20 protein-coding genes and 2 pseudogenes are annotated in these 26,969 nt (G+C 70.2%); 14 read left to right on the top strand and 8 right to left on the bottom strand.

What is annotated here, in order from left to right:
* Nucleotides 1-70: 70 nt before the first annotated feature.
* A complete protein-coding gene (locus tag M2157_RS14895) occupies nucleotides 71-1,435 on the bottom strand; it encodes an aspartate aminotransferase family protein (protein ID WP_280865472.1) in 1,365 nt (454 codons plus the stop codon).
* 19 nt (nucleotides 1,436-1,454) lie between these two features.
* Nucleotides 1,455-1,985: an Lrp/AsnC family transcriptional regulator gene (locus tag M2157_RS14890; RefSeq protein ID WP_280862342.1), complete on the bottom strand. Its 531-nt coding sequence runs from the start codon at nucleotides 1,983-1,985 to the stop codon at nucleotides 1,455-1,457.
* A gap of 169 nt (nucleotides 1,986-2,154) precedes the next feature.
* On the opposite strand from M2157_RS14890, the gene M2157_RS14885 reads away from it, so the two are divergent.
* The 3 genes from M2157_RS14885 to M2157_RS14875 all read left to right on the top strand — a co-directional run bounded on the left by M2157_RS14885 (nucleotide 2,155) and on the right by M2157_RS14875 (nucleotide 5,406).
* The gene (locus tag M2157_RS14885; RefSeq protein WP_280865471.1) at nucleotides 2,155-3,594 is read left to right on the top strand and encodes a gamma-aminobutyraldehyde dehydrogenase; all 1,440 of its coding nucleotides are present in this window, start codon (nucleotides 2,155-2,157) and stop codon (nucleotides 3,592-3,594) included.
* Nucleotides 3,595-4,412: 818 nt separating this feature from the next.
* Nucleotides 4,413-4,835 (top strand): SRPBCC family protein, encoded by a 423-nt coding sequence (locus tag M2157_RS14880; RefSeq protein ID WP_280862339.1) that lies wholly within the window; start codon nucleotides 4,413-4,415, stop codon nucleotides 4,833-4,835.
* A 43-nt stretch (nucleotides 4,836-4,878) separates the two neighbouring features.
* A complete protein-coding gene (locus M2157_RS14875; RefSeq protein WP_280862338.1) occupies nucleotides 4,879-5,406 on the top strand; it encodes a hypothetical protein in 528 nt (175 codons plus the stop codon).
* Here M2157_RS14875 and M2157_RS14870 read toward each other — a convergent pair.
* Nucleotides 5,399-6,532, bottom strand: coding sequence for a serine hydrolase domain-containing protein (locus M2157_RS14870; protein ID WP_280862337.1), 1,134 nt, complete (start codon nucleotides 6,530-6,532; stop codon nucleotides 5,399-5,401). The genes M2157_RS14875 and M2157_RS14870 overlap by 8 nt on opposite strands.
* 222 nt (nucleotides 6,533-6,754) lie before the next feature.
* On the opposite strand from M2157_RS14870, the gene M2157_RS14865 reads away from it, so the two are divergent.
* On the top strand, nucleotides 6,755-8,431 hold the full coding sequence (locus M2157_RS14865) for a sigma-70 family RNA polymerase sigma factor (protein WP_280865470.1): 1,677 nt from the start codon (nucleotides 6,755-6,757) through the stop codon (nucleotides 8,429-8,431).
* Here the strand turns inward: M2157_RS14865 and M2157_RS14860 are convergent.
* Both M2157_RS14860 and M2157_RS14855 read right to left on the bottom strand, forming a co-directional pair.
* Nucleotides 8,404-9,135 (bottom strand): glycerophosphodiester phosphodiesterase, encoded by a 732-nt coding sequence (locus M2157_RS14860; RefSeq protein ID WP_280865469.1) that lies wholly within the window; start codon nucleotides 9,133-9,135, stop codon nucleotides 8,404-8,406. The genes M2157_RS14865 and M2157_RS14860 overlap by 28 nt on opposite strands.
* Before the next feature lie 41 nt (nucleotides 9,136-9,176).
* Nucleotides 9,177-10,299 (bottom strand): annotated as a pseudogene (locus tag M2157_RS14855) (adenosine deaminase).
* Between the two features lie 801 nt (nucleotides 10,300-11,100).
* Here M2157_RS14855 and M2157_RS14850 point away from each other — a divergent pair.
* Complete coding sequence (locus M2157_RS14850) at nucleotides 11,101-11,802, top strand: DUF4190 domain-containing protein (protein WP_280862333.1); 702 nt, start codon at nucleotides 11,101-11,103, stop codon at nucleotides 11,800-11,802.
* 48 nt (nucleotides 11,803-11,850) lie between these two features.
* Here the strand turns inward: M2157_RS14850 and M2157_RS14845 are convergent, their stop codons facing one another.
* Entirely contained in the window at nucleotides 11,851-12,420 is a 570-nt protein-coding gene (locus M2157_RS14845; protein WP_280862332.1) for an NADAR family protein, read from the bottom strand.
* A 211-nt stretch (nucleotides 12,421-12,631) separates the two neighbouring features.
* Between M2157_RS14845 and M2157_RS14840 the strand changes: the two genes are divergently transcribed.
* The 7 genes from M2157_RS14840 to M2157_RS14810 all read left to right on the top strand — a co-directional run bounded on the left by M2157_RS14840 (nucleotide 12,632) and on the right by M2157_RS14810 (nucleotide 20,346).
* Entirely contained in the window at nucleotides 12,632-14,167 is a 1,536-nt protein-coding gene (locus M2157_RS14840; protein ID WP_280865468.1) for a gamma-aminobutyraldehyde dehydrogenase, read from the top strand.
* A 56-nt stretch (nucleotides 14,168-14,223) separates the two neighbouring features.
* Entirely contained in the window at nucleotides 14,224-15,471 is a 1,248-nt protein-coding gene (locus tag M2157_RS14835; RefSeq protein WP_280865467.1) for a spermidine/putrescine ABC transporter substrate-binding protein, read from the top strand.
* Nucleotides 15,472-15,476: 5 nt separating this feature from the next.
* The gene (locus M2157_RS14830; protein ID WP_280862330.1) at nucleotides 15,477-16,634 is read left to right on the top strand and encodes an ABC transporter ATP-binding protein; all 1,158 of its coding nucleotides are present in this window, start codon (nucleotides 15,477-15,479) and stop codon (nucleotides 16,632-16,634) included.
* Complete coding sequence (locus M2157_RS14825; protein WP_280862329.1) at nucleotides 16,634-17,563, top strand: ABC transporter permease; 930 nt, start codon at nucleotides 16,634-16,636, stop codon at nucleotides 17,561-17,563. The genes M2157_RS14830 and M2157_RS14825 overlap by 1 nt, the downstream gene beginning before the upstream one ends.
* Nucleotides 17,564-18,364, top strand: a complete 801-nt coding sequence (locus tag M2157_RS14820) for an ABC transporter permease (protein ID WP_280865466.1) — start codon at nucleotides 17,564-17,566, stop codon at nucleotides 18,362-18,364. It begins immediately after the preceding gene.
* A 2-nt stretch (nucleotides 18,365-18,366) separates the two neighbouring features.
* Complete coding sequence (locus M2157_RS14815; protein ID WP_280865465.1) at nucleotides 18,367-19,770, top strand: FAD-dependent oxidoreductase; 1,404 nt, start codon at nucleotides 18,367-18,369, stop codon at nucleotides 19,768-19,770.
* Nucleotides 19,771-19,890: 120 nt separating this feature from the next.
* Nucleotides 19,891-20,346 (top strand): hypothetical protein, encoded by a 456-nt coding sequence (locus M2157_RS14810; RefSeq protein WP_007385017.1) that lies wholly within the window; start codon nucleotides 19,891-19,893, stop codon nucleotides 20,344-20,346.
* A gap of 128 nt (nucleotides 20,347-20,474) precedes the next feature.
* Here M2157_RS14810 and M2157_RS14805 read toward each other — a convergent pair whose 3' ends face one another.
* Nucleotides 20,475-21,269, bottom strand: coding sequence for a phosphatase PAP2 family protein (locus tag M2157_RS14805; RefSeq protein ID WP_280868205.1), 795 nt, complete (start codon nucleotides 21,267-21,269; stop codon nucleotides 20,475-20,477).
* Between the two features lie 216 nt (nucleotides 21,270-21,485).
* Nucleotides 21,486-22,820 carry a 4-aminobutyrate--2-oxoglutarate transaminase gene (gabT, locus tag M2157_RS14800; RefSeq protein WP_280862327.1) on the bottom strand — a complete coding sequence of 445 codons (1,335 nt, stop codon included), beginning with the start codon at nucleotides 22,818-22,820 and terminating at the stop codon, nucleotides 21,486-21,488.
* A gap of 226 nt (nucleotides 22,821-23,046) precedes the next feature.
* Between gabT and M2157_RS14795 the strand changes: the two genes are divergently transcribed.
* Together M2157_RS14795 and M2157_RS14790 are read left to right on the top strand one after the other, a co-directional pair.
* Complete coding sequence (locus M2157_RS14795) at nucleotides 23,047-25,158, top strand: ATP-binding protein (RefSeq protein ID WP_280865464.1); 2,112 nt, start codon at nucleotides 23,047-23,049, stop codon at nucleotides 25,156-25,158.
* A gap of 106 nt (nucleotides 25,159-25,264) precedes the next feature.
* Nucleotides 25,265-26,927: pseudogene (locus tag M2157_RS14790) on the top strand (PucR family transcriptional regulator).
* The last annotated feature ends 42 nt before the right edge of the window (nucleotides 26,928-26,969 follow it).

The following is a 26,969-nucleotide window of genomic DNA, read 5'->3' as shown; positions in this document are numbered from 1 at the left end:
GGCCCGGCGTGCACGCCTGTCACTCGGACGGGCGCACGCCGGGCCGTACGGGCCGCTGGATCGCCGGGGGCTAGAGCTTCGTCCAGGCCTCGGTGAGGGTCGCGCGCAGGATCTGCTCGATCTCGTCGAAGGTCCCCTGGTCGGAGATCAGCGGCGGGGCGAGCTGGACGACCGGGTCGCCACGGTCGTCGGCACGGCAGTACAGGCCGTTGTCGTAGAGGGCCTTGGAGAGGAAGCCGTACAGGACGCGCTCGGTCTCCTCGTCGTTGAAGGACTCCTTCGTCGCCTTGTCCTTGACCAGCTCGATGCCGTAGAAGAAGCCGTTGCCGCGGACGTCGCCGACGATCGGCAGGTCGTGCAGCTTCTCCAGGGTCGAGCGGAACGCGCTCTCGTTGTCGAGGACGTGCTGGTTGAGGTTCTCGCGCTCGAACAGGTCGAGGTTGGCGAGGCCGACGGCGGCGGAGACCGGGTGGCCGCCGAAGGTGTAGCCGTGCAGGAAGACGTTGTCCTCCTTGTAGAACGGCTCGGCGAGGCGGTCGGAGATGATGCAGGCACCGATCGGGGAGTAGCCCGAGGTCATGCCCTTGGCGCAGGTGATCATGTCCGGGACGTAGTCGAACTTGTCGCAGGCGAACATGGTGCCGAGGCGGCCGAAGGCGCAGATGACCTCGTCGGAGACGAGCAGTACGTCGTACTGGTCGCAGATCTCGCGGACGCGCTGGAAGTAGCCGGGCGGGGGCGGGAAGCAGCCGCCCGCGTTCTGCACGGGTTCCAGGAAGACCGCGGCGACCGTGTCCGGGCCCTCGAAGAGGATCTGCTGCTCGATCTGGTCGGCGGCCCAGCGGCCGAAGGCCTCGGGGTCGTCGGCGAAGAGCGGGGCGCGGTAGATGTTGGTGTTCGGGACCTTGTGGGCGCCCGGGACCAGCGGCTCGAAGGGGGCCTTCAGAGCCGGCAGACCGGTGATCGACAGGGCGCCCTGCGGGGTGCCGTGGTAGGCGACCGCACGGGAGATGACCTTGTACTTCGTGGGCTTGCCGGTGAGCTTGAAGTACTGCTTGGCGAGCTTCCAGGCGGTCTCGACCGCCTCGCCGCCGCCGGTGGTGAAGAAAACCTTGTTCAGGTCGCCGGGCGCGTGCTGCGCGAGGCGCTCCGCGAGCTCGACGGCCTTCGGGTGCGCGTAGGACCACACCGGGAAGAACGCCAGGTCCTGCGCCTGCTTGAAGGCGGCCTCGGCGAGTTCCGTGCGGCCGTGACCGGCCTGGACCACGAACAGGCCCGCGAGACCGTCGAGGTAGCGCTTGCCCTTGTCGTCGTAGATGTAGGTGCCCTCGCCCCGGACGATGGTCGGGACCGGGGAGTTCTCGTACGAGGACATGCGGGTGAAGTGCATCCACAGGTGGTCGTACGCGGTGCGGCTGAGGTCCTTGGAGCTCACGGTTATCGGGTCCTCACGGTTATCGGGTTCCCCACATGTAGGTCTGCTTCTTGAGCTTCAGATAGACGAAGCTCTCGGTGGAGCGCACTCCGGGGATGGCCCGGATGCGGCGGTTGATGACCTCCAGGAGGTGGTCGTCGTCCTCGCAGACGATCTCCACCATCAGGTCGAAGGAGCCGGCGGTCATCACCACGTACTCGCATTCGGACATGGCGCTCAGCGCGTCGGCCACGGACTCCACGTCGCCCTCGACATGAATGCCGACCATCGCCTGGCGCCGGAAGCCCACGGTGAGCGGGTCCGTGACGGCGACGATCTGCATCACGCCCTGGTCGAGCAGCTTCTGGACGCGCTGGCGCACGGCCGCCTCCGACAGGCCCACGGCCTTGCCGATCGCGGCGTACGGACGGCGGCCGTCCTCCTGGAGCTGCTCGATGATGGCGAGGGAGACGGCGTCCAGATTCGGGCCGGCGCCGTTCCTGGACTCGCTCCTGGACTCGCGGGAGTCCTTGGGGTCTGCGCTTCGACTGGCCACGACGTCACTGTGCACGAGGTCTCGTCACTTCCGCAAGGTCGGGGCGATGAAATTCGTTGTTTACGTGACTGAGACCTACGGATTTCGCAGCCTTGGCGCAATCGGGGGTGTTGAAAACGTGGGCCTGACGATTAGGGTGGGTGTCTCAGTGAGTGGACAGTTTCAACCCCCCAGGAGGCCGGCAGTGAGCACCGAGCTGCGTCGTCTGCGCAACTACATCGACGGTGAGTTCCGGGACGCCGCCGACGGGCGCACCACCGAGGTGGTCAACCCCGCGACCGGTGAGGCGTACGCGACCGCTCCGCTGTCCGGGCAGGCGGACGTGGACGCGGCGATGGCCGCCGCTGCCGCCGCCTTCCCGGGCTGGCGTGACGTCACCCCCGCCGAGCGGCAGAAGGCCCTCCTGAAGATCGCGGACGCGTTCGAGGAGCGGGCCGAGGAGCTCATCGCGGCCGAGGTGGAGAACACCGGCAAGCCGATCGGGCTCACGCGGTCCGAGGAGATCCCGCCGATGGTCGACCAGATCCGCTTCTTCGCCGGCGCGGCGCGGATGCTGGAGGGGCGGTCGGCCGGCGAGTACATGGAGGGGCTGACCTCCATCGTGCGGCGCGAGCCGGTCGGGGTCTGCGCGCAGGTGGCGCCGTGGAACTACCCGATGATGATGGCCGTGTGGAAGTTCGCGCCGGCGATCGCGGCGGGCAACACCGTGGTGCTGAAGCCGTCGGACACGACGCCTGCGTCGACCGTGCTGATCGCGGAGATCATCGGCGGGATCCTGCCGAAGGGCGTCTTCAACGTCATCACCGGTGACCGGGACACCGGGCGGCTGATGGTCGAGCACCCGACGCCTGCGATGGCGTCCATCACGGGGTCGGTGCGGGCGGGGATGTCCGTGGCCGAGTCCGCGTCCAGGGACCTGAAGCGGGTGCACCTGGAGCTGGGCGGCAAGGCCCCGGTCGTCGTCTTCGAGGACACGGACATCGCGAAGGCCGTCGAGGACATCTCGGTGGCGGGCTTCTTCAACGCCGGGCAGGACTGTACGGCGGCCACGCGGGTGCTGGTGCAGTCCTCGATCCACGACGAGTTCGTCGCGGCGCTGGCGAAGGCCGCGGCCGACACGAAGACCGGACAGCCGGACGACGAGGACGTGCTGTACGGGCCGCTCAACAACCCGAACCAGCTCAAGCAGGTCTCGGGCTTCATCGAGCGGCTGCCCGCGCACGCCAAGGTCGAGTCCGGCGGTCACCAGGTCGGCGAGAAGGGGTACTTCTACGCGCCGACCGTCGTGTCCGGGCTGAAGCAGGACGACGAGATCATCCAGAAGGAGGTCTTCGGACCGGTCATCACGGTCCAGTCCTTCTCGGACGAGGAGCAGGCCGTGTCGTGGGCCAACGGGGTCGAGTACGCGCTCGCCTCCTCGGTGTGGACCAAGGACCACGGCCGCGCGATGCGGATGTCGAAGAAGCTGGACTTCGGGTGCGTGTGGATCAACACGCACATTCCGCTGGTCGCCGAGATGCCTCATGGCGGCTTCAAGAAGTCCGGCTACGGCAAGGACCTCTCGGGCTACGGCTTCGACGACTACACGCGGATCAAGCACGTCATGACGTCGCTGGACGCGTAGTTCCGCTGGAGCAGGGGCGTGTGGTTTCACCCGCCCCTGAGGCGAGTTGGGGCCCCGGGGCTGATCCGGCTACGGGGTCTGCCTTTTCGTGCGCGGCCCGCGCCGGTGGTGGGGGCGGTGGCATCCGCTCGGCAGATGTCCGCTCGACGGGGTGTCCGCCGCACCGCGCGCCCTGCTCCGCTCGACGCCGCGTCGATTGTCGGCCCCTGTAGGACTCCGCTGCGCGCGGTCGGCGGCGGGCGGTGCTGGGCGGTCTCGCCGGGTGCGCCGCGAGCGACCGGGCCGTCACCGATGACTCCGCCACCGGCCCGCGGCTGACCTGGGCGAACTGAAGCGGCCGGCGCCGGGTGCCTTCCGGACGCGGACCGGCCTGTCCGACGACGACGAGTTCTTCGGCAAGATCGGTCCCGCGGTGCGTGCGGTTCGTGGACCGGGCGATCCCGCCGAACGTCCCGCAGTACCAGTCGGGGCGCCACCGCATCCGACCGCGGTCACAACCCCGCGTTCGTGTGCCACCGCTTCGCGTACTCCACCCGCTCCTTCGACGTGACGTCCCGCGCGATCCCCGTCCGCTCCGACGGGATTTCTGGCACGCCGGGCTACGGCTTGGCCCGGCCCCGGTGTCGTACGCCGTGATCACGGCCTGGACGCGGTCGCGGGCCCCGGTCTTGGCGAGGACGGGTGAATCGGGCCTCTGCGGGAGGAGGCGGACGGGGTGAGGCTCTGGGCCGGACCGTGTGTGCCGGCCCGGTGGGGGTATCCGCTTCGCACCGTAACCGTCGAGTCGGCCTCCGGCCGGTCGGAAGGAGAGGTACCGCATGTCCGCGTCCCTCGTGGAAACGGTCGATATCGAGGCTCCCGTCGCTGTCGCATGGGCCCTGTGGAGCGATGTGACCCGGTGGCCGACCTTTCTGAGCCACGTACGCCTGGTGGAGCGGCTGGACGAACGTCGTTTCGCCTGGCAGCTGCAACTGCCCGGCGCCGACAAGAACTTCGTCGCCGAGCTCACCGAGGTCATTGCCGAGGACCGCATCGCCTGGCACACGGTGGAGGGGGTTCACCACGCGGGCGTGGTCACCTTCCACCGGCTCAGTGACACCACGAGCCGGGTGACGCTGCAGATCGAGTACGACCCGAAGGGGTTCGTCGAGCACCTCGGCGCGCTGACGAACCTCGACTCCGCACTCGCCAACTACGACCTCGGCGAGTTCCAGAAGCTGGCGGAGACCGCCGCGCCCTGACCAGCCTTTTGAACATGTTCAATTCCAGGCGTACGCTTCTGCCATGAGCGACAGAGCCGCCCAACTCAGGGGCATCCGCGCATGGCTGGTCTTCTTCGTCGTCTGCCTGGTGCTCAGCGGTGCCACCGCCTTCCCGCTGGTCCACGAACTGCGCTGGACCGAGGAAGTGCTGCGGCACCTTCCCGCGCCGGACGCCCTGACGGACTGGATCACTCGCGTCCGGCGCGGGCTCGACACCGCCGACTCCGACTACCCCTTCCTCCTCTACGGCACGGACTGGCTGGCCTTCGCCCACCTGGTGATCGCCGTCGCCTTCTACGGCCCCTACCGCGACCCGGTCCGCAACATCTGGGTCGTCGAGTTCGGCATGATCGCCTGCGCCGGCATCGTCCCGCTCGCCCTGATCTGCGGACCGATCCGGGGGATCCCGTTCTGGTGGAGCGTGATTGACATGGCGTTCGGGGTGTTCGGGGTGCTCCCGCTGTACGTCGTACGGAAGAGGATCAAGCGGCTGGAGGCGCTCACTCCGTACGACCCCACGCACAACGCCTCTGCTCTGCCCGCTACTTGAGTGCGGCCGTGATGATCCGGACGATGACGGGGTTCGCGTCCTCGCTCTTCGCGTCGGTGGAGTTGACCGAGTAGACGACGGTGCGGCTCAGGTCGCGGGTGGCGGCGATCGCCGAGTTGTAGCCGTACCGGCCGCCGGACTTGACCCAGTAGACCTTCCCGTCGGACTCGAAGCGCTGGAGGCCGCCCGCGCTGTAACTCGCGCCGGTGATGCCCGACGGGACCGAGAACACCTCCTTCAGCTGCGGCCGCTCGACGATCCGGCCCCGGAAGAGGCAGGTGAGCAGCCGCTCCAGGTCCGCGGTCGTGGAGATCATGTCCCCGGCCGCGAACCGGTCCGCCTGGTTCCACTCCGTGACGTCCACGAACTCCGTCGTCCCGTCGGCCCTCCGCACCGCCTGGTAGCCCCGGTTGTGCGGGCCGATGATGCGCGGGTCGGTGCCCGGGAAGTACGTGTCCCGCATCCCGGCCGGCGCCAGCACCAGCCGGGCGGCCTCGGCGGCGTACGGCCGCCCGGTCACCCTCTCGATCAGCAGGCCGAGGAACGTGTAGTTGATGTTGAGGTAGTGCTGCTGCTTCCCCGGGCAGAACTCCGGCTGCTTCGCGCCCGCGGACGCGGCGACCCGCTGAGGGGTGAGCGTGTCGAAGCGGTGGGCGTACACCTCCTCGAAGGTGGTGCCGAGACCGTCGCCCGCCGGGATGCCGCTGGTGTGGTTGAGCAGGTGCCGTACGGTGACCGGCCGGAACCGCGAGCCGAGGAGGCCGGGCAGGTAGCGCTGGACCGGTGTGTTCAGGTCGATCCGTCCCTCGGCCACCAGGCGCAGTACGGCCGCCGCCGTGACCACCTTCGTCGTGGAACCGGCCCGGAACCGCGCGCCCGGATCGGCGGGCCGCCCGCTGACCAGGTCGTGCACGCCCGAGCTGCCGCGCCAGTCCCCGCCGGTGCCACCGACCCGGACCAGGGCCGCGGTGGCGTCCGCGTCGGGGAGGCCCGCGAGCGCCGCGCGCAGCGCCTTGCCGTCCGGTGCGCAGGCGCTGTGCGCGGTCGCCGACGAGGTCGGCAGTCCGGCGGTCAGGGGCACGGCGAGAGCGCCGGCGAGGATGCTTCTGCGACGAAGGTCACGCACGAGTCGGCTCCTGGGGGTGTGGGATGTGTGTGATCATCCTGCGGTGCTGTCGAGGTGACGGGATCGTCGGTGAGGAGGGCTCGTCCCCTGGTGGAACTCTGAGTAACTCCCGCCCTTTTTAGGGGAGTTGTTGGGGAGGCCCCTTAGGGGGCGGAAAAGTGTTATCGCGGAGTCCTTCACTCCGTCTCCACGCACGAAGGGGCACCGGCCGGAAAGGGCGACGTGGACACGCGGCAGTGGCGCGACATCATCGCGGCGGCGCAGGACGGCGACCGGCGGGCGCTGGACGAGCTCGTCGAAGGCTGGCTGCCGCTGGTGTACAACATCGTCGGCCGCGCCCTGAACGGCCACGCCGATGTCGACGACGTCGTCCAGGAGACCATGCTGCGGGCCGTCGACAACCTCGGCAGCCTCCGCGATCCGGACAGCTTCCGGTCCTGGCTGGTCGCCATCGCCATGCGGCAGATACGGGACCGGGCCCGCCGCAGGACCCCCGCGCCGCTGGACGAGTCGGCCACGGGCGGAGCCGCCGACTTCGCCGAACTGACCGTCCTGCGGCTCCAGTTGGAGGGGCAGCGGCGCGAGGTCGCGGAGGCGGTGCGCTGGCTCGACGACGAGGACCGGCAACTGCTCTCGCTGTGGTGGCTGGAGGTCGCCGGCGAGCTCACCCGACGGGAACTGGCCGCCGCCGTCGGCATCAGCAGGCAGCACGCCGCCGTACGCGTCCAGCGGATGAAGGAGCGCCTGGAGACCTCCCGGGGCATCGTCCGCGCCCTCGACGGAGCCTGCCCCGACCTGCGCGAACTGACCGCCCGCTGGAACGGCCGCCCCGACTCGGTCTGGCGCAAGCGGCTGGCCCGGCACATCCGCGGCTGCGGCTACTGCGGAGACACCCGCGAGTCCGTCGCCGTCGTACCGCCGGAACGGCTGCTCGTCGGGATCGCGCTGGTGCCGCTCCCGGTCGGATTCACCCTCTCGCTGGCCCTCGGCGGCAAGACGGCCGCGGCCGCCACCGTCACGGTCGCGTCCGCCAGCTGGTCCGCCAAGGTGCTGAGCGCCCTCACTCAGCCCGTCATCGCGGCCACCGCGGGGGCGACGATCGTCGCGGGCGGGGCGTACGTCGTCACACAGACCCCGGACGCCCCGCCGCCGAAAGTGGCGGTCTCGCCCACGGCGGCGAGCACACATCGGCCGCCACCCGTGGCGGACACCCCGCCGGTCTCCCCTTCGCCTTCCCCGTCGGCGACACCCGCGAAGACCGTCCTCTACGGCAGCGTCGTCGACGCCGTCGACCGGGCTCCGGACCCCGACACCCCTCCCGCCGCCCTGCCGCACCGGCCCGAGACCGGCGTCACCAGCACCGGCGGCGCGCACGCCGTCATGAACCACCGCGGGGACAGCGTCACGCTCACCGGCAAGGGCTATGTCCTCGTCCGCTGGCAGATCTCCCCGCAGTACCGGGCCGGCGGCCTGGTCATGCCGTCCTGGACCGGCCTGAGGGGCGAGCTCTTCCACGTCGCCTCGGGCGGCGGCCGCCGTATGGACGACCCCGTCAGCGCGACCGACAGCACCGCCACCGGCATGGGCAACTCCACCGTCGGCTACGCCGTCCTGCCCGCCGGCACCCAGCAGATGTGGCAGAACGAGTACTTCTACCTCGACGGCAGCGTCACCCTCACGGTCAACGAACGCGGCGCCGACTACGGTCTCAGCGTCTTCCCGTCCAGCTGGGACGCGGCGGAGAAGGACATCACCACCGGCCCCGACCAGGGCGTCAAGCGCTACGGCCTGGTCCGCGACACCGGCAAGGACGACACCCCCGTGCCGCAGTACGTCACCCGCTCGACTCCCGCCGACGCGGCGACCGTCCCTCAGGAGTCCCGGGTGTCGGAGCCGTAGGTGTCCGCCTGACTCCCGTTCGCCCGTGCTCTCAGTGCGCAGAGCACGTCCACCCGGTTCGTCGTGATCGAGTCGACGCCGACGTCGGCCAGGCGGCGCATCGAGCGGCGGGTGTCGGGGGTCCAGACGGAGATCAGATAGCCGTCGGCGTGGATACGGTCGGCGAGGCCGCGGTCGATCAGGCCGAAACGGTAGTTGAGCCAGCGGGGCCGCACCGCGTCCAGGAGGGTGGGACGCGGGGGCGCGAGGGTCGTCCAGGTGAGCGCGATCTCCGCGGACGGGTCGGCCGCGCGTACGGCGAGCATGGCGGTGGCGTCGGCGCAGTAGTAGACGCGGTCCTGGGCTCCGCACTCGCGGACCACGTCGACGACGCGGCGGGCGACCCGTACCTCTCTCGTGCCGGGCAGGTCGAGCATCAGGCGGTGGCCCTCCGTGGCCCGGAGGGCCTCCGCGAGCGTCGGCACCCTGCCGTCCGTCAGCCCTCGTACCTCGTCCGCCGACAGGGCGAGGAGGGGGCGGTCGTGCTCCCACAGTCGCTTCAGCGTCTCGTCGTGCAGCAGCACCGGTACGCCGTCCCTGGTGAGCCGTACGTCGATCTCCACCGCGTCCGCGCCCCGGTCGAGCGCGGCACGCAGGGAGTCGATCGTGTTCTCACGGACGTGGTAGGGGTCGCCGCGGTGTGCCACGGCCGTCAGCTTCTGCATACGCCCATTGTGGTGGGGTCAGCGGGCCGGCGGTCGCGGGGTCACGGCGCGAGCCAGGTGGCGGTGTAGCTGTCGATCTCGTCCTTGATCCTCGCCTTGCCGGGCTCGTCGAGGAACGACACGTCCACCGCGTTCTTCGCGAGCCCGGCGAGACCCTGCTCGTCGAGGTTCAGGAGCCTTGCCGCCACCGCGTACTCGCCGTTCAGGTCGGTGCCGAACATCGGGGGGTCGTCGGAGTTGATCGTGACGACGATGCCCGCCTTCACGAACTCCTTTATGGGGTGCTCGTCGAGGGTGCGGACGGCTCGGGTCGCGATGTTGGAGGTGGGGCACACCTCCAGCGGGATGCGGTGTTCGGCGAGGTGGGTGAGGAGCGCCGGGTCCTGGAAGGAGCTCGTGCCGTGGCCGATGCGTTCGGCGCGGAGGTGGGTGAGGGCGTCCCACACCGTCTCCGGGCCGGTGGTCTCGCCGGCGTGCGGGACCGAGTGGAGGCCCGCGGCGATCGCGCGGTCGAAGTACGGCTTGAACTGGGGGCGGGGTACGCCGATCTCGGGACCGCCGAGGCCGAAGCTCACGAGGCCCTCCGGGCGGAGGCGGTCGTCGGTGGCGAGGCGGGTCGTCTCCTCGGCGGCCTCCAGGCCGGCCTCGCCGGGGATGTCGAAGCACCAGCGCAGAACCGTGCCGAACTCGGACTCCGCCGCCTTGCGGGCGTCCTCTATGGCCTCCATGAACGCGCGCTCGTCGATGCCGCGGCGGGTCGAGGAGAACGGCGTGATCGTGAGCTCGGCGTAGCGGACCTGCTGGCGGGCGAGGTCCCGGGCGACCTCGTAGGTGAGGAGTCGTACGTCCTCGGGGGTGCGGATCAGGTCGACGACGCTCAGGTACACGTCGATGAAGTGGGCGAAGTCCGTGAAGGTGAAGTAGTCGACGAGCGCCTCGGGGTCCGTGGGGACCTTGGAGTCGGGGTGGCGGGCGGCCAGTGCGGAGACGATGCGGGGGGAGGCTGATCCGACGTGGTGCACATGGAGTTCGGCCTTGGGCAGGTCGGCGATGAAGGCGTGCAGGTGGTCGGTCGTCGTCATGGGGGCCTCCCCTTGCTGGGCGCCGCCTGGCACGGTGGGGTGGTGCGGCGGGCGCGGTGATCGGCTGATCGATGCGGAACATGTTAGGCGGGGTGCGGGTGCCTCCGGCGGTTGGGCGGGTTTGCTGCGGGTTCGGTGGGGGCGGGCGTTGTGCGCAGTTCCCCGCGCCCCTGATGCCTGCGGCGGCCCGTTTCGGCTTCGGTGGGGGCGGGTGTAGCGCGTGCGGTTCGGTGGGTGGGTCGGGGCCGGGGTGGGGGGTATCCGTCCTCGGTCCGGCGGTTGCTGTCGATTGCGCAGTACTGGGCAACGGACGCCGGCCGCTGCGGGCGGACACCCCCCACCCCGTCCCCTTCGCGCCGTACGCGGCGAACGGCCCGTCGGGGTGCGCGGTGCGGCGAACGGTCCGTCGGGGTGCGCGGTGCGGCGAACGGTCCGTCGTGGCGGGCCAGGCAGCGAACGGTCCGTTGTGGCGCGTGAGGTGGGGATCGGTCCGTCGTGGTGCGGGTGACTGCAACTCCCCAGGGGCGCGGGGAACTGCGCGACCAGCCCCCACCGGCCCGCACCCGCCCGACAACCGAGCCGGCACCCCCCTAGGCGCCCCGCCCAAGCCCAGCGCAGCTGCCCGCGGGGAACTGCGCGACCAGCCCCCACTCACCCGCACCCGCCCGACAACCCGACCCGGCACCCCCCTAGGCGCCCCGCCCAAGCCCAGCGCAGCTGCCCGCGGGGAACTGCGCGACCAGCCCCCACCGGCCCGCAGACGCGCAACAACCTGACCCGGCACCCCCGTAGGCGCCCGGTCCAGCCCCGCACAGCGCACCCACCAAGACCCCGCACCGCCTGCCGTAACATGGCCGCACGAACGATCTAGGGGGACGTGAGCATGACGGACGGAACGCAGTCGAGCGGGGACAGTCGGGACCCGTGGGCGCCGCCGGAGAGTGGGCCTTCGCTGGAGAAGAGTCCGTCGCCCGGTGCTGGTCAGCCGCCGTCGCCGCCCGTGCATGATCAGCCCACCGTGACGTCCGTGCCGAACGACGGCTACGGCTTTCCGCCTCCCGGAGCCGCGGGACCCGCCCCCACTCCCGGTTACGGCTACCCCGGCCAGGAACAGGGCGTGCCCGGACCCGGTATACCCGGCGGGCCCGCCTCCGTGCCGCCGCCGCCCATCGGGCCCGAGGGCCCCGGCGCCCCCGTCGGCTACGGCTACCCCAACTACCCGCAGGGGTACGGCGGTTGGCCCGCCCCGCCGATGCCCCCGCAGAACGGTATGGGGGTCGCGGCGATGGTGCTGGGCATCCTGTCCTGCGCGCTGTTCTGCATGTACGGCATCCTCTCGCTGGTGCTCGGCGTCCTCGCCATCGTCTTCGGGATCAAGGGACGGAAGAGGGCCGAGCGGGGCGAGGCCACCAACCACGGTCAGGCACAGGCCGGATTCATCATGGGGATCATCGGGACGATCCTCGGCGTCGCCGTGATCGTGCTGCTCGCCATCGGCATCACCGCCGCCATCAACTCGGAGGACGACTCCGACTACTACGACGGCTCCCTCGCCGTCGTGGCGGCCTCCGCCTCGGTGGCGTAGCGACCCGAAAAGGGACAGGGAGGGGATCACCGGATTCGGTGGTCCCCTTCAGGCGTTTCTGAGGCGGTGTCGCGCCTCCATCAGCGCGAAGCCCAGGAGGTTCGGGCCTCGCCAGCGCTCCGGGTCGCCCGCCGCCTCGTCGTCCGCCGCGAGGCCGATGCCCCAGACCCGGTCCATCGGGCTGGCCTCCACCAGAACCCGGTCGCCGGTGTTCAGGAGGAACTCCCGAAGGTCCGCGTGCGCCGCGAACTTGTGGACGCTGCCCTCGACGACGATCCCGAAGCGCTCGCGCAGCCAGGTCTGCTCGTCGAAACGACGGACCAGCCGGCCCACGTTCTTGGCCTGAGCCGGGGATCCGGCCGCCAGGATGCGGCGCTCGGCCTCCTGATCTTCGAAAAGGCGCGCCTTGCCCGCCATCATCCAGTGCTCGGCGGTCGCATAGGTCACTCCGTCCACCACGAACGGTGACGGCCACCACTGGCTCAGACAGCTCGCGCCGGCCCGGCCGTCCGGACGCGGGCGGTGTCCCCAGAAGTGCAGGTACTTGATCTTCGCTCCGGCCCGGACCAGCTTGACCAGGGCATCCTGCGAATCGATCGTCCCCGTGATCTTCCCCATACACCCGAGTCTGGCAGCTGCCACTGACACTCCGTCCTTTCTTTTCGAGGACCACTCGACACCTGGTCGACAGATTCCGTCGCGTAACCGAAAGGCAACAACGGAATCCCTTGTAGGAGTGGCATTGCTCTGTCAGGATCGGCACTCAAATCGAGCTGGAGCTACGCCACCCACCCGCGGAAGTCGTGGGGTGACGGCGGAGGAGAGCGACATGCACAAGCCGGGCAGTGCCACCCCGGACCGGTTCGCGGCCCAGGAGCGGTTCGCCGAAGGCGCGCAGTTCATCGGGGGGCGCCTCACCACGGGGACCTCCGGTCGTACGCACGCGGTCGTGGATCCCGCGAGTGGGGAAGAGGTCTTCACCTACGAGCTTGCAGGCGTCGAGGATGTGGACGCCGCCGTCGCCGCGGCTCGCGCTGCCTTCCCTGGCTGGGCGGCCCTCACCCCCGGTGAGCGGTCCGACGCCCTGCACCGGTTCGCCGCCGTGCTCGCCGAGTGCGCCGAGGACTTCGCCCGGGCGGAGTCGCTCCAGTGCGGGAAGCCGCTGAAGCTGACCCGGGAGTTCGACGTCCCGGGCACGATCGACAACACCGCCTTCTTCGCCGGTGCCGCCCGGCATCTGCAGGGACAGTCCGCCGGGGAGTACTCCGGTGACCACACGTCGTACGTCAGGCGCGAGCCCATCGGTGTCGTGGGGTCCATCGCGCCCTGGAACTATCCCCTTCAGATGGCCGCCTGGAAGATCCTTCCGGCGATCGCCGCGGGCAACACGATCGTGCTCAAGCCCGCCGAGATCACCCCGCTCACCTCGCTGCTCTTCGCCCAGGCCGCCACCCGGGCGGGCATTCCCGACGGTGTCATCAACATCGTCACGGGGACCGGGAAAGAGGCCGGGGAGCGTCTGGTCGGCCATCCCGACGTGGCCATGACCTCGTTCACCGGGTCGACGGCCGTGGGCAGGCGCGTGGCCGAGATCGCCACCGCCACCGTCAAGCGGCTGCACCTGGAGCTCGGCGGCAAGGCTCCCTTCGTCGTCTTCGACGACGCCGACCTGGAAGCCGCCGTCAACGGAGCCGTCGCGGGCGCGCTCATCAACACCGGGCAGGACTGTACGGCCGCCACGCGCGCGTACGTGCAGCGGCCGCTGTACGACGCCTTCGTCGAGAAGACCGCCGCGCTCATGGAGACCGTCCGGCTCGGGGACCCGTTCGCCGCCGGCACCGATCTCGGGCCGCTCATCTCGCACGTCCAGCGGGACCGGGTCGCCGGGTTCGTCGACCGTGCGCGTGCCTACGCGCGCGTGGTGACCGGTGGCGAGGTGCCCGAGGGGGAGCTCGCCAAGGGGGCGTACTACAGGCCCACACTCGTCGCCGACGCCGCCCAGGACAGCGAGATCGTCCAGTCCGAGATCTTCGGACCCGTTCTTGTCGTCCTGCCGTTCGACAGCGACGACGAAGGCATCCGGCTCGCCAACGACACCCCCTACGGGCTCGCCGCCTCCGCCTGGAGCCGGGACGTCTACCGGGCGAACCGGGCCACCCGTGAGATCAAGGCCGGGTGTGTGTGGGTCAACGACCACATCCCGATCATCAGCGAGATGCCGCACGGCGGGTACAAGGCGTCCGGCTTCGGCAAGGACATGTCCTCGTACTCGTTCGAGGAGTACACCCAGATCAAACACGTCATGTTCGACAACACGGCGGTGGCGGCGAAGGACTGGCACCGCACGATCTTCGGGGACCGATAGCCGAACTCAGGCCGCCTGACCCGCGGCCGCCCACTTTCCCGAAAGGGCACCAGCGCATGGAGCAGTACGAGCCCGACCGCCTGTCCCCGGCCCAAGTGGCCGCCATGCGGCGCAGCTTCCGAAGCGGCCGGGCCGCCATGACCCGGCGGTCCCTGTTGCGTGCCTCCGCGGGCGGCGCGCTCACGGTCGGCGGCCTCGGGGCGCTGAGCGCCTGCGGCATCCCCGCGGCCGGCAACACCAAGGGCGGTGTCTCCGCGGAGGACCACTCCGCCAAGGAGAAGGTCGTCAACTTCTCCAACTGGACCGAGTACATCGACGTGGACGAGAGCGAGAAGCACCACCCCACGCTCGACCAGTTCAGGAAACGGACCGGCATCTCGGTGAAGTACACCGAGGACATCAACGACAACGTCGAGTTCTTCGGGAAGATCAAGCCGCAGCTGGCCGCCGGTCAGGACACCGGGCGCGACATCATCGTCCTCACGGACTGGCTTGCCGCCCGGCTCATCCGGCTCGGGTGGGTCCAGAAACTGGACGCCTCCAACCTCCCGCACGCGTACGCCAATCTGTCCGCGCAGTTCCGTGACCCGGACTGGGACCCCGGTCGGGCCTACAGCTATGTGTGGCAGGGCATCTCGACCGTCATCGCCTACAACAAGAAGGCCCTGGACGGCGTGGAGGTGAAGTCGGTCTCCGACCTGCTCGACAACGCCAAGCTCAAGGGGCGCGTCGGCTTCCTGTCGGAGATGCGCGACAGCATCGGCATGACCCTGCTCGACATGGGCAAGGACCCGGCGCACTTCACCGCCGACGACTACGACGCGGCGATCGCACGGCTCCAGAAGGCCGTCGACAAGGGGCAGATCCGCCGCTTCACCGGCAACGACTACACCTCCGACCTGACCAGCGGCGACTTCGCGGCCTGTATCGCCTGGGCCGGTGACGTCGTACAGCTGAAGGCGGACAGTCCGGACATCGACTTCATCATCCCCGACAGCGGATACATGACGTCGACCGACAACATGCTGATCCCCAACAAGGCGCGTCACAAGACGAACGCCGAGCGGCTCATCGACTTCTACTACGAGCCGAAGCCGGCCGCCGAGCTCGCCGCCTACATCAACTACGTGTCTCCGGTCGACGGTGTGAAGCCCGAGCTGGAGAAGCTCGACCCGGATGCGGCGAACAACCCGCTGATCATCCCCGACAAGGCCATGGCCGCGAAGTCCCACGCCTTCCGCTCCCTGAGCTCGAAGGAAGAGACGGCCTTTGAAGAGAAGTTCGCGAAGCTGACTGGGGCGTGATCACCATGACGAACAAGAACACCGAAAGCAGCGGCGACGTCCGTCTCTCCGGCATCAGCAAGACGTACGACAACGGCTTCACCGCCGTACAGCCGCTCGACCTGACCGTCCCCCAGGGCTCCTTCTTCGCTCTGCTCGGCGCCTCCGGCTGCGGCAAGACGACCACCCTGCGCATGATCGCCGGTCTCGAGGAGCCCACGACGGGCACCGTGCACCTCGGCGACCAGGAGGTCACCCGGCTGCCGCCCTACAAGCGGCCGGTGAACACCGTCTTCCAGTCGTACGCCCTCTTCCCGCACCTCGACATCTTCGAGAACGTCGCCTTCGGTCTGCGCCGACGCGGCATCAAGTCGGTGAAGAAGCAGGTCGAGGACATGCTGGAACTCGTACAGCTGGGGGAGCAGGCCCGCAAGAAGCCGCACCAGCTGTCCGGTGGCCAGCAGCAGCGGGTCGCCGTGGCGCGGGCGCTGATCAACACGCCCAAGGTGCTTCTGCTGGACGAGCCGCTCGGCGCCCTCGACCTCAAGCTGCGCCGCCAGATGCAGCTGGAGCTCAAGCGCATCCAGACCGAGGTCGGCATCACCTTCGTGCACGTCACGCACGACCAGGAGGAGGCCATGACCATGGCCGACACGGTCGCCGTGATGAACGCCGGGCGTGTGGAGCAGCTCGGCTCGCCGACCGACCTGTACGAGAACCCGAACACCACCTTCGTCGCCAACTTCCTCGGCACCTCCAACCTCATCGAGGCCGAGGTCGACTCCAGGAGCGGCGGCGAGATCGTGCTGAAGGCGGGCGGCGGGAAGCTGGTGCTGCCCGAGGCGCGCTATGCCGGGCCCACGACCACCGGCGGCAAGGTGCTGGTCGGCGTCCGGCCGGAGAAGATCTCCCTCACCCACGCCGACGAGGCCGGGGAGATTCCGGAGGGCCGCAACCGGATCACCGGGAAGATCGCCGACTCGTCCTTCATCGGCGTCTCCACGCAGTACGTCATCGACAGCCCCGTCTGCCCCGAGTTCGAGGTCTACGCCCAGAACATCGACCGCGACGACCGGCTCGTCCCCGGCGCCGAGGTCGTCCTGCACTGGAACCCGGCCCACACCTTCGGTCTTGACGCCGACCAGGACATCGACGCCGGTATCCAGGAAGAGGCGACGGTCTGATGGCGACGCTCACCGAGGCGCCGCCGCCTCTCTCCCCGACCGCGCCCGAGAAGAAGCCCCCGCGCAAGAGGGGCCGCTTCACCCCGTACTGGCTGCTGCTGCCCGGCATCCTGTGGCTGCTGGTCTTCTTCGCGCTGCCGATGATCTACCAGGCCTCCACGTCCGTGCAGACGGGCTCCCTGGAGGAGGGCTACAAGGTCACCTGGCACTTCGCGACCTACTGGGACGCCCTGTCCGAGTACTGGCCGCAGTTCCTGCGCTCGATCCTGTACGCCGGTGCCGCGACGGTCCTCTGCCTGGTGCTGGGGTATCCGCTCGCGTATCTCATCGCCTTCCGCGCCGGGCGCTGGCGGAACCTGATCATGATCCTGGTGATCGCGCCGTTCTTCACCAGCTTCCTGATCCGCACCCTCGCCTGGAAGACGATCCTCGCGGACAGCGGCCCGGTGGTGAGCGCGCTCAACACGCTGCACGTCCTGGACGTCACCAACTGGCTGGGCTGGACCGCCGGCGACCGTGTGCTCGCCACACCGCTCGCGGTGGTGTGCGGTCTGACCTACAACTTCCTTCCGTTCATGATCCTGCCGCTGTACACCTCGCTGGAACGCATCGACGGGCGGCTGCACGAGGCGGCGGGCGACCTGTACGCCAAGCCGATCACCACCTTCCGCAAGGTCACCTTCCCGCTGTCGATGCCGGGCGTGGTCTCCGGGACGCTGCTGACCTTCATCCCGGCGGCCGGTGACTACGTCAACGCGGATCTGCTCGGCTCCACGGACACCCGCATGGTCGGAAACGTCATCCAGACGCAGTTCCTGAGGATTCTGGACTATCCGACGGCCGCGGCTCTCTCCTTCATCTTGATGGCCGCGATTCTCTTCATGGTCACGCTCTACATCCGTAGGTCCGGCACGGAGGATCTGGTTTAAATGACCTTCGTCAACTGGCTCAAGCGCCATCTCGTCGTCATCGCCGGACTGATCACGCTCGGATATCTGCTGCTGCCGAACGTCGTCGTCACGGTGTTCTCCTTCAACAAACCGAAGGGCCGCTTCAACTACCAGTGGCAGCAGTTCTCCCTGGACGCCTGGAAGGACCCCTGCGGGGTCGCCGACATGTGCGGCTCGCTCTCCATCAGCCTCCAGATCGCGTTCTGGGCGACCATCGGCGCGACCGTCCTCGGCACGATGATCGCCTTCGCGCTGGTCCGCTACCGCTTCCGCGCCCGCGGCGCCGTGAACTCGCTGATCTTCCTGCCGATGGCGATGCCCGAGGTCGTCATGGCGGCCTCGCTGCTCACCCTGTTCCTCAACATGGGCGCACCGCTGGGCTTCTGGACGATCCTCATCGCCCACATCATGTTCTGCCTCAGCTTCGTCGTGACGGCGGTCAAGGCGCGCGTGATGTCGATGGACCCGAGGCTGGAGCAGGCGGCGCAGGATCTCTACGCGGGACCGGTCCAGACTTTCCTCCGCGTCACGCTCCCCATCGCGGCCCCCGGAATCGCCGCGGGCGCGCTGCTCGCCTTCGCGCTCTCCTTCGACGATTTCATCATCACCAACTTCAACGCGGGCTCGACCGTCACCTTCCCCATGTTCGTCTGGGGTTCGGCACAGCGCGGAACGCCCGTTCAGATCAATGTCATCGGTACGACGATGTTCCTCGTCGCCGTGCTGCTCGTGCTGGTCTCGATGGTCATCGGGAATCGTCGTAACAGGCAAAAGGCGTAAGCATGAGCCGTTGGACAAAGGCACTTTCCGAAGCCCAGCCGGTCCCGTACTGGCTGGACGACCCCGGCAGGCCCCACCCCGAGCCCGCCCTCACCGGCGCCGAGACCTGCGACCTGCTGGTCGTCGGCGGTGGCTACAGCGGGCTGTGGACCGCGCTCAACGCGAAAGAGCGTGACCCGCAGCGGGACGTGGTCCTGCTGGAAGGCCGTGAGGTGGGCTGGGCCGCCTCCGGTCGCAACGGCGGCTTCTGTGCCGCCTCCCTCACCCACGGTCTGCCCAACGGGCTGACCCGCTGGCCGGACGAGATCCACCAGCTCCAGGAGCTGGGCGCCCGCAACCTCGACGAGATCGAGAAGGCGGTCGCCCGGCACGACCTCGACTGCGAGTTCGAGCGCACCGGCGAGATCGACGTGGCGACCGAGACCTACCAGGCCCGGGAACTCCGCGACTGGTACGAGGAGCTCCAGGCGAAGGGCCTCGCCGACGGTGTCGAGTTCCTGGACGCCGACGCGGTGCGGGAGCAGGTGGACTCGCCGACCTTCGAGGCGGGGCTGTGGGACCGCCGTGGCGTGGCCATGCTCAATCCGGCCAAGCTCGTCTGGGGCCTGAAGCGGGCGTGTCTGCGACTCGGTGTCCGGATCCACGAGAACACGCCCGCACTGGACCTGACGTCGTACGGCGCCGGCATGGCCGTACGCACGCCGTACGGTTCGGTCCGGGCCCGGAAGGTCGCACTCGGCACGAACATCTTCCCGAGCCTGGTCAAGCGGGTGCGGGCGTACACCGTGCCGGTCTACGACTACGCGCTGATGACCGAGCCGCTGAGCGACGAGCAGATCGAGGCGATCGGCTGGAAGAACCGGCAGGGCCTGGGCGACAGCGCCAACCAGTTCCACTACTTCCGGCTCTCCGCCGACAACCGCATCCTGTGGGGTGGTTACGACGCGGTCTACCAGTACGGCGGCCGGGTGCGCGCCGAGTACGACGACCGGCCGGAGACGTACGCCAAGCTCGCCGGGCACTTCTTCACCTGCTTCCCGCAGCTGGAGGGCGTCCGCTTCACGCACGCGTGGGGCGGCGCGATCGACACCTGCTCACGGTTCTCCGCGTTCTACGGCACCGCGCACCAGGGCAGGGTGGCGTACGCGGCCGGCTACACGGGTCTCGGTGTCGGTGCGACCCGGTTCGGGGCGGACGTGATGCTGGACCTGCTCGCCGGACAGACCACCGAGCGGACCTCGCTGGAGATGGTCCGCAAGAAGCCGCTGCCCTTCCCGCCGGAGCCCTTCGCCTGGACGGGTATCGCCCTCACCAAGTGGTCGCTGGCCCGTGCCGACGCGCACGGCGGGCGGCGCAACCTGTGGCTGCGGACCATGGACAAGCTCGGTCTGGGATTCGACAGCTGAACGGTCGTATGTGATCTGATTCACTCCAACGGGTGGTCAGAACCCGCGTAATGCTCGGCAGGAGACCTTCCTCTCTCTCGTGGCGTGATCAACGTCGATGAGAGAAAGGGAGGTCCTGTCATGACTGGGGCGAAGACGGCGGTCGAGTGGCTGGCATCCGTCGCACCGGATCCCGAGGCCTGCCGCTGGGAGTGGGAGCGCAACCCCCTCGGGGTCGCGCTGCTTCCGGCCGGCAAGGCCTGGGACGTACTGATTCTGCCGGGCGAACTCGGCTACCCGACGCTCGACGTCCTCACCCGTATCCTCGACCGGCTCGGCCCGGTGCTCGTCGACTTCGGCGACGCCCGGATGGGCTTCTTCGTGCCGCCGGGCACCGCGGCCCGCTGGCTCGGCACCGGTATCCGTACGGCCGGTGCCGGCACCTGGATCGTCGTGCCGTACCCGGGGCGGGTGGCCGGGGGAGGGGTGCGCTGGCTGGTCCCGCCGGACGGCTCGGGCATTCTCGTCGATCCGGCGCTGCTCGAACTGGCGATGCACGAGGCGGCGGCGGGCCTGGCGACGGAGGGCGACGGCTGAACCGACGCACCACCGCGCCGTCGTCGGCCGCCCGTGCGGCCGGCGTGGAGGGAGTCCTGTGCACAGTGGGAGTTCGGCGCTGCGGGCGTCCCCCGCCGGCAGCGGCAACGCCCAGTGTGCCCAGGAGTTCAGCGACGGCCGAGCCGTGCCAGGAAAAGCCAGAACCCGAGCAGCAGGACCGTGCAGAGGCACCAACTGCCCACCACGTCCAGGGGCCAGTGCCAGCCGCGGCGGACCAGGCCGAAGGAGACGCCGAGAACGACAAGGCCGTAGAGGATGACGAGAGCGCGGCGGGCGCGGACGGTGCGGAGCCAGGGGAGGACGAGCAGGGTGGCGGCGCCGTAGGCGATGGCGGCCGTGGCGGTGTGCCCCGAGGGGTAGTAGCCGGTACCGGGCGGGACGACCGGGGTGCCCGAGCGGTCGGTGAGCTCCTTGAGAGGGACCACCAGGGCCGGGACCAGTGCCATCAGGACGGCCGCCGCGGTGGACGGCAGCCACCAGCGGTCTGTACCGATGCGACGGGCCCGCCACGCCGACCAGACAAGGGCCGCGAACAGGACCGGAACCGCGATCTCGACATTGCCCAGGTCCGCGAGGCCCGCCGAGGCGAGGTCCGGGTGGACCAGCGCGCGGCTGACCCGCTCGTCGACGCGCAGAAGCGGCCCGTCCTCGACGACCTGCCAGGTGATCAGGGCGAAGAGGAGGACCGCGCTTCCGAGAAGGAAGATGAGGAAGGCCGGCCGCCCCGGAACAGGGGGGGTGGTTCCGGGGCGGCCGATCGGATCGGATGGTCGGCCGCCCCGGGGGGTTTGGGGCGGGCGACTGTCCGATCGGTGAGGAGATCCGGAGCCGGAGGCTCCAGTTGTGTGCGCGAGGGCACGACCAGGTCGAAGCTGGGGAGGCCCCGGCCTGATGTCGCCCACAGTCCCCTGTGGGCGGGGTGTATCTCTCATCTGGGTAGAACCTACGTCAGGGTGGCGGCGTACGACAGGCAGAATCGCATCCTCACAACCACCTCGCACACCTTCTTCACACGCTCTGCCGTTCGCCACCGCAGCACCGGAATCCCGGGGGATGTCAGGCCTGGGACGCCTGGTGTCGGAAGGTGCGAGTCCGCTTCCGACCTGCTGTGTTTCTCCTCAGATGCGGGTGAAGGCCTGCTCGATGATGTCGAGGCCCTCGTCGAGCAGGTCCTCGCCGATGACGAGCGGGGGCAGGAAACGCAGGACGTTGCCGTAGGTGCCACAGGTCAGGACCAGCAGGCCCTCCTGGTGGCAGGCCTTGGCGAGCGCGGCGGTCGCCTCCGGGTTCGGCTCCTTGGTCGTACGGTCCTTGACGAGCTCGATGGCGATCATGGCGCCGCGGCCGCGGATGTCGCCGATGACGTCGAACTTGTCCGCCATGGCGGTGAGGCGGGCCTTCATGACCGTCTCGATCTTCCTCGCCCTGGCGTTGAGGTCGAGCTCCTTCATCGTCTCGATCGAGCCGAGCGCGCCCGCGCAGGCCACCGGGTTGCCGCCGTAGGTGCCGCCGAGGCCGCCGGCGTGGGCGGCGTCCATGATCTCGGCGCGGCCGGTGACGGCGGCGAGCGGGAGGCCGCCGGCGATGCCCTTGGCGGTGGTGATCAGGTCCGGGACGATGCCCTCGTCCTCGCAGGCGAACCACTGGCCGGTGCGGCAGAAGCCGGACTGGATCTCGTCGGCGACGAAGACGATGCCGTTGTCCGTGGCGAACCGGCTGATCGCCGGCAGGAAACCCTTGGCGGGCTCGATGAAGCCGCCCTCGCCCAGGACGGGCTCGATGATGATCGCGGCGACGTTCTCCGGGCCGACCTGCTTGGTGATCTGGTCGATGGCCTGGGCGGCGGCCTCGGGGCCGGCGTTCTCGGGGCCGGTGGGCCAGCGGTAGCCGTAGGCGACGGGGACGCGGTAGACCTCGGGCGCGAACGGTCCGAAGCCGTGCTTGTACGGCATGTTCTTCGAGGTCAGCGCCATGGTGAGGTTGGTGCGGCCGTGGTAGCCGTGGTCGAAGACGACGACCGCCTGCCGCTTGGTGTGGGCGCGGGCGATCTTGACGGCGTTCTCCACCGCCTCGGCGCCGCTGTTGAACAGGGCCGACTTCTTGGCGTGGTCACCCGGGGTGAGCTCGGCGAGGGCCTCGGCGACCTCCACATAGCCCTCGTAGGGGGTGACCATGAAACAGGTGTGGGTGAAATCGGCCAACTGGGCGGAGGCCCGGCGTACGACGGCCTCGGCGGAGGCGCCGACGGACGTCACGGCGATGCCCGAACCGAAGTCGATCAGCCGGTTCCCGTCGACGTCCTCGATGATCCCGCCGCCCGCGCGCGCCGTGAAGACGGGCAGCACGGACCCCACACCCTGCGCGACCGCGGCGACCCGGCGGGCCTGCAGCTCCTGCGACTTGGGTCCGGGGATGGCGGTGACGAGGCGGCGCTCCTGCGGAAGTGCGGTCATGAGGGGCTCCTGGGGTGGTGCTGACGCTTACGTTCTTTTCTCGCAGGCTAGGCCGGGGACCGGGGGGTGGGCATGCTCCATGTGGGCGTTGTCAGGAGAACGGGTTGTCCGCGGTGGACATGGCGCCGACCGCGACGCCCGGCCACGTAAGCAGTGAACTCCCTTGGCGGGGGCGTTAGATTGACCGCTGATGGTGGACGGAACGGCTGGTCAGGGAGCAGGGGCGATGGACGGCGACGGGACGCGGGACGCGCGGGGTACACATGCGAATCCTGTGCCACGGGCACGGTCCGATATGCCGCCGATGCCCACGGACGCCCCCCTGGTACCCCCGCGGCAGGACGGGTCGGCGTTCCTGGCCTGGCTGCGCGCACCCCGGCCGGAGGCGGCCCCTGGTATCTGGCGCTTCGCTCACCGGCCCCGGCCTGCCGAGGAGCCCGAGGAGATCTCCACCAGGCAGCTGCTGAGCGGCGCCCTGATCGCGTTCCTGGTCGGCTGGCTCGTGTGGTCGCTCCTGCAGAACGGCTATCTGGGTGACTGGTGGGCGCTGCCGTTCAAGCTGCTCGTCCCGGATTCCTGGCGTTACAGCAGCAGCGAGATCGGCAACCTCATCCTGTACAAGGGGTACGAACTGCTGATCGCCCTGGTCATCATGGTGACGGTCGGCAAGCTGGGCCGCTGGGGCGAGGTCTGGCGGCGCTTCGTGGTGCCCCTGGTGAAGCGTCCCGAGCCCCGGCAGGCGCCCGCGCCGACAGCGGAGGAGGACCCCGCGCAGTGGAACGACCTCCGTGCTGCCGGCGCCCACGACGCCGCTGACCGGCTCACCGCGGCGGCGCAGTCCGGGCAGATGCGCGACGTCGACCACGCTCGCATCGCCCGCGCCTGGCAGGGCGTGCGCAGTGGGCGGTTCGGGCTTGCCACGTTCACCGGTGCCGTGCTCCAGGACGGTGCGGCCGCCTGTCTGCACCCCTCCGGGGAGCGCGATCTGCCCACTCGCATCGCTCGGCACGATCTCCTCACCGGGCAGGTGCGGCTGGGGACGACCGCCGACGACGCCCGTAATCCGTACGCCTACCGGGGGACCGGCCTCGGGCTCGGGCCCGAGCTGCTCGGTACCTCGCTGCTCGCCGTGGGGCCGGCCGGGTCCGGGAAGACCGGGACCGTCATCCGGCCGCTCGCCGAGTCGTTGTGTCTGCACGCCCTCGCCGGGCGCGCCGCCGTCGTGGTGGTCGGAGCCGCCGGCGCGGGGCTCGGACCGGCCGACGCCTACGACGTCGTCGTACAGATCGGGAATCCGGAGTCGGTGTACGACCTCGACCTGTACGGCGGTACGGCCGATCCGGACGAAGCCGCGGCCGTGCTCGCCGAGGCGCTCGTCGGAGACCTCGCCGAGCCTCACCAGGGCGGCGACACCCGGCGGTCCACCACCGTGCTCGCCCAGCTCCTCGGACCGTTCCGGTCGGTCCACGGCCGCTTCCCCTCCGTACCGGAACTGCGTCAGCTGCTCGACGGGGCGCCGGGGCCGATGGCCGCGCTGCGCAAGGGGCTCGAGGACTCCCGGCAGGAGTCGCTGCTGCGGGAACTCGACGCGCGGGAGCGGCAGATGGGGAATCCGGGGGATGTGGGGGGCATCCTCGCGGATCGGGTCGCGCTGCTCGACCGGCCCGCATTCGCCGGGTTCTTCGACACGTCCGGACAGTCGCGGCCGTTCTCGCTGAAGGCCCTCGACCACCCCGTCCGGGTCCGGATCGACCTGCCCCAGCGCGGGCACGCCGACGCCTCGCGGATGCTGGCGCGGCTGGTGCTCGCACAGTTCACGGCGAGCGTCGCGGTGCGGGAGGACCGTTCGCTGTTCGCCTGTCTGGTCATCGACGACGCCACGGGGGTCGTGACCCCCGAAGCCGTACGGGGCGTCCAGCGGCTGCGGTCCGGCAACGCGGGAGTGGTGCTGACGCTGCGGACCCTGGACGACGTACCGCGGCCGCTGCGCGGGCCCCTGCTCGGGGCCACCGGGTGCCGGATGGCGCTGTCCGGGCTCACCCCGTGGGACGGGCAGGACTTCGCCGAGGTGTGGGGCAAGGAGTGGATCGAGGCGCGGGACGTCACCGACCGGCAGATCATCGCCGAGACCCCGGCCGGCAAGGTGCTGCACGCGGTGCGCCGGGTCATCACCGGCAAGGCGCCGACCGCGCGGGCGGTGACCGTGCGGCAGGTCGAGCGGGAGCGGTGGTCCGCGTCCGAGCTCGCGCACGGGGTGCCGCCGGGGCACGCGGTGCTGTCACTGACCACGGTGCAGGGCGAGCACGCGCCGCCGCTGCTGGTGGATCTGCGGGGATGACGTGAGCTGAGGACCGTACAGTGAGGCAGAATCGTCACAGGTCGTTCATACACGGCGGCCAAAAGATCACACCTCTGCGCACTCCTCTCCGAAGGTCCCGGGCCTCATGCCACCCACGCTCGCCTCGCTCGTCCATCACTCCGCGCTCAAGCTGACCGTGCGCGCGGGCGAGGACCGGCTGGACGTCCCCGTCCGCTGGGCGCACGTCAGCGAGCTGGCCGATCCCGTCCCCTACATGGAGGGCGGGGAGCTGCTGCTGATCACCGCGCTGAAACTGGACGCGGAGGACCCGGAGGCGATGCGGCGGTATGTGAAGCGGCTGGCCGGGGCGGGGGTGGTGGGGCTCGGGTTCGCCGTCGGGGTCAACTACGACGAGATCCCCGGGGCCCTCGTCGAGGCGGCCCGCGACGAGGGACTCCCGCTGCTCGAGGTGCCGCGCCGCACCCCGTTCCTCGCGATCAGCAAGGCCGTGTCCGCGGAGATCGCCGCCGATCAGTACCGGTCGGTCACCGCGGGCTTCGCCGCCCAGCGCGAACTGACCAAGCAGGCTCTGACCGGCGGCCCGGAAGGGCTGCTCGCCGCGCTCGCCTCCCAGGTGGACGGCTGGGCGGCGCTCTACGACGCCTCGGGTGCCGTCGTCGCCACCGCGCCGGAGTGGGCCGGCCGCCGGGCCGCGCGCCTCACCGCCGACGTGGAGCGGCTGCGGGAACGGCCCGCGCCCGCCTCTTCCGTGGTCGGGGGGACCGGCACTTCCGACAACGACGACCGCGTGGAACTGCACTCCCTGGGCACCGGGCGACGGCCGCGGTCCGCGCTGGCGGTGGGGACGGCCGCGGCGCTCGGTACGGCGGAGCGGTACGCCGTGCACTCGGCGATCGCGCTGCTGACGCTCACGACCGAGCGGTCGCGCTCGCTGCAGGCGGCCGAGCAGCGGATCGGGGCGGCGGTGCTGCGGATGCTGCTCGCGGGCGAGCCGGAGCACGGGCGCACGGTCGCGGGAGATCTGTACGGCGGGCTCCTGGACGCGCCCTTCCGGCTGATCGTGGCGGAGACGGTCGCCGTGTCGTCCGTGCGGATCGCCGCCGACGCGCCCACCCGGGTCCCGTCCGCCGCCGCGCTCGCCGCGGCCGCCGACACGGACGGCGATCCGCTCGAGGCGCTCACCGAGATCGTGGAGTCCGCGGCGGCCCGCTCCGGCGAGGCCGTGCTCGTGGTCCCCGAGCGGGAGCGGCTGGTGGTGCTGGCCGCGGACGGCGGGGCCGCCGTCACCGCGTGCGGCGAGTACGCGGTGGCGCTGGAGGCGGCGCGCACACGCGAACAGGTGAACGCCGGGGACGAGGACGAACTGGTCGTCGGCGTGTCAGCCCCCGTGGGACCGATCGCCGCCGCGGCCGCCTACAAGCAGGCCGAACAGGCTCTGTCGGTCGCCCGGCGGCGGGGCCGGGTGTACGTCGAGCACGAACAGCTGGCCTCCGGGTCGGTGCTGCCGCTGCTCGCCGACGACGCGGTACGGGCCTTCGCGGACGGGCTGCTGCGGCCGCTGTACGAGCACGACGCGACCGGCCGGGGCGACCTGGTCGCCTCGCTGCGGGCCTGGCTGTCCGGGCACGGGCCAGTGGGACGCGGCGGCCGCGGACCTCGGCGTTCACCGGCACACCCTGCGGTACCGGATGCGGCGGGTCGAGGAGATCCTCGGCCGGTCGCTGGACGATCCCGATGTGCGGATGGAGCTGTGGCTGGCGTTGAAGGCGACGACGTCGGCGGAGTAGACACCGCCGGTAGCGCCGAACCGGAGTGTCCGGGTCCTCCAC

This window comes from Streptomyces sp. SAI-127, assembly GCF_029894425.1.
Lineage (GTDB): Bacteria > Actinomycetota > Actinomycetes > Streptomycetales > Streptomycetaceae > Streptomyces.
This window is presented reverse-complemented; position numbering and strand designations above follow the sequence as displayed.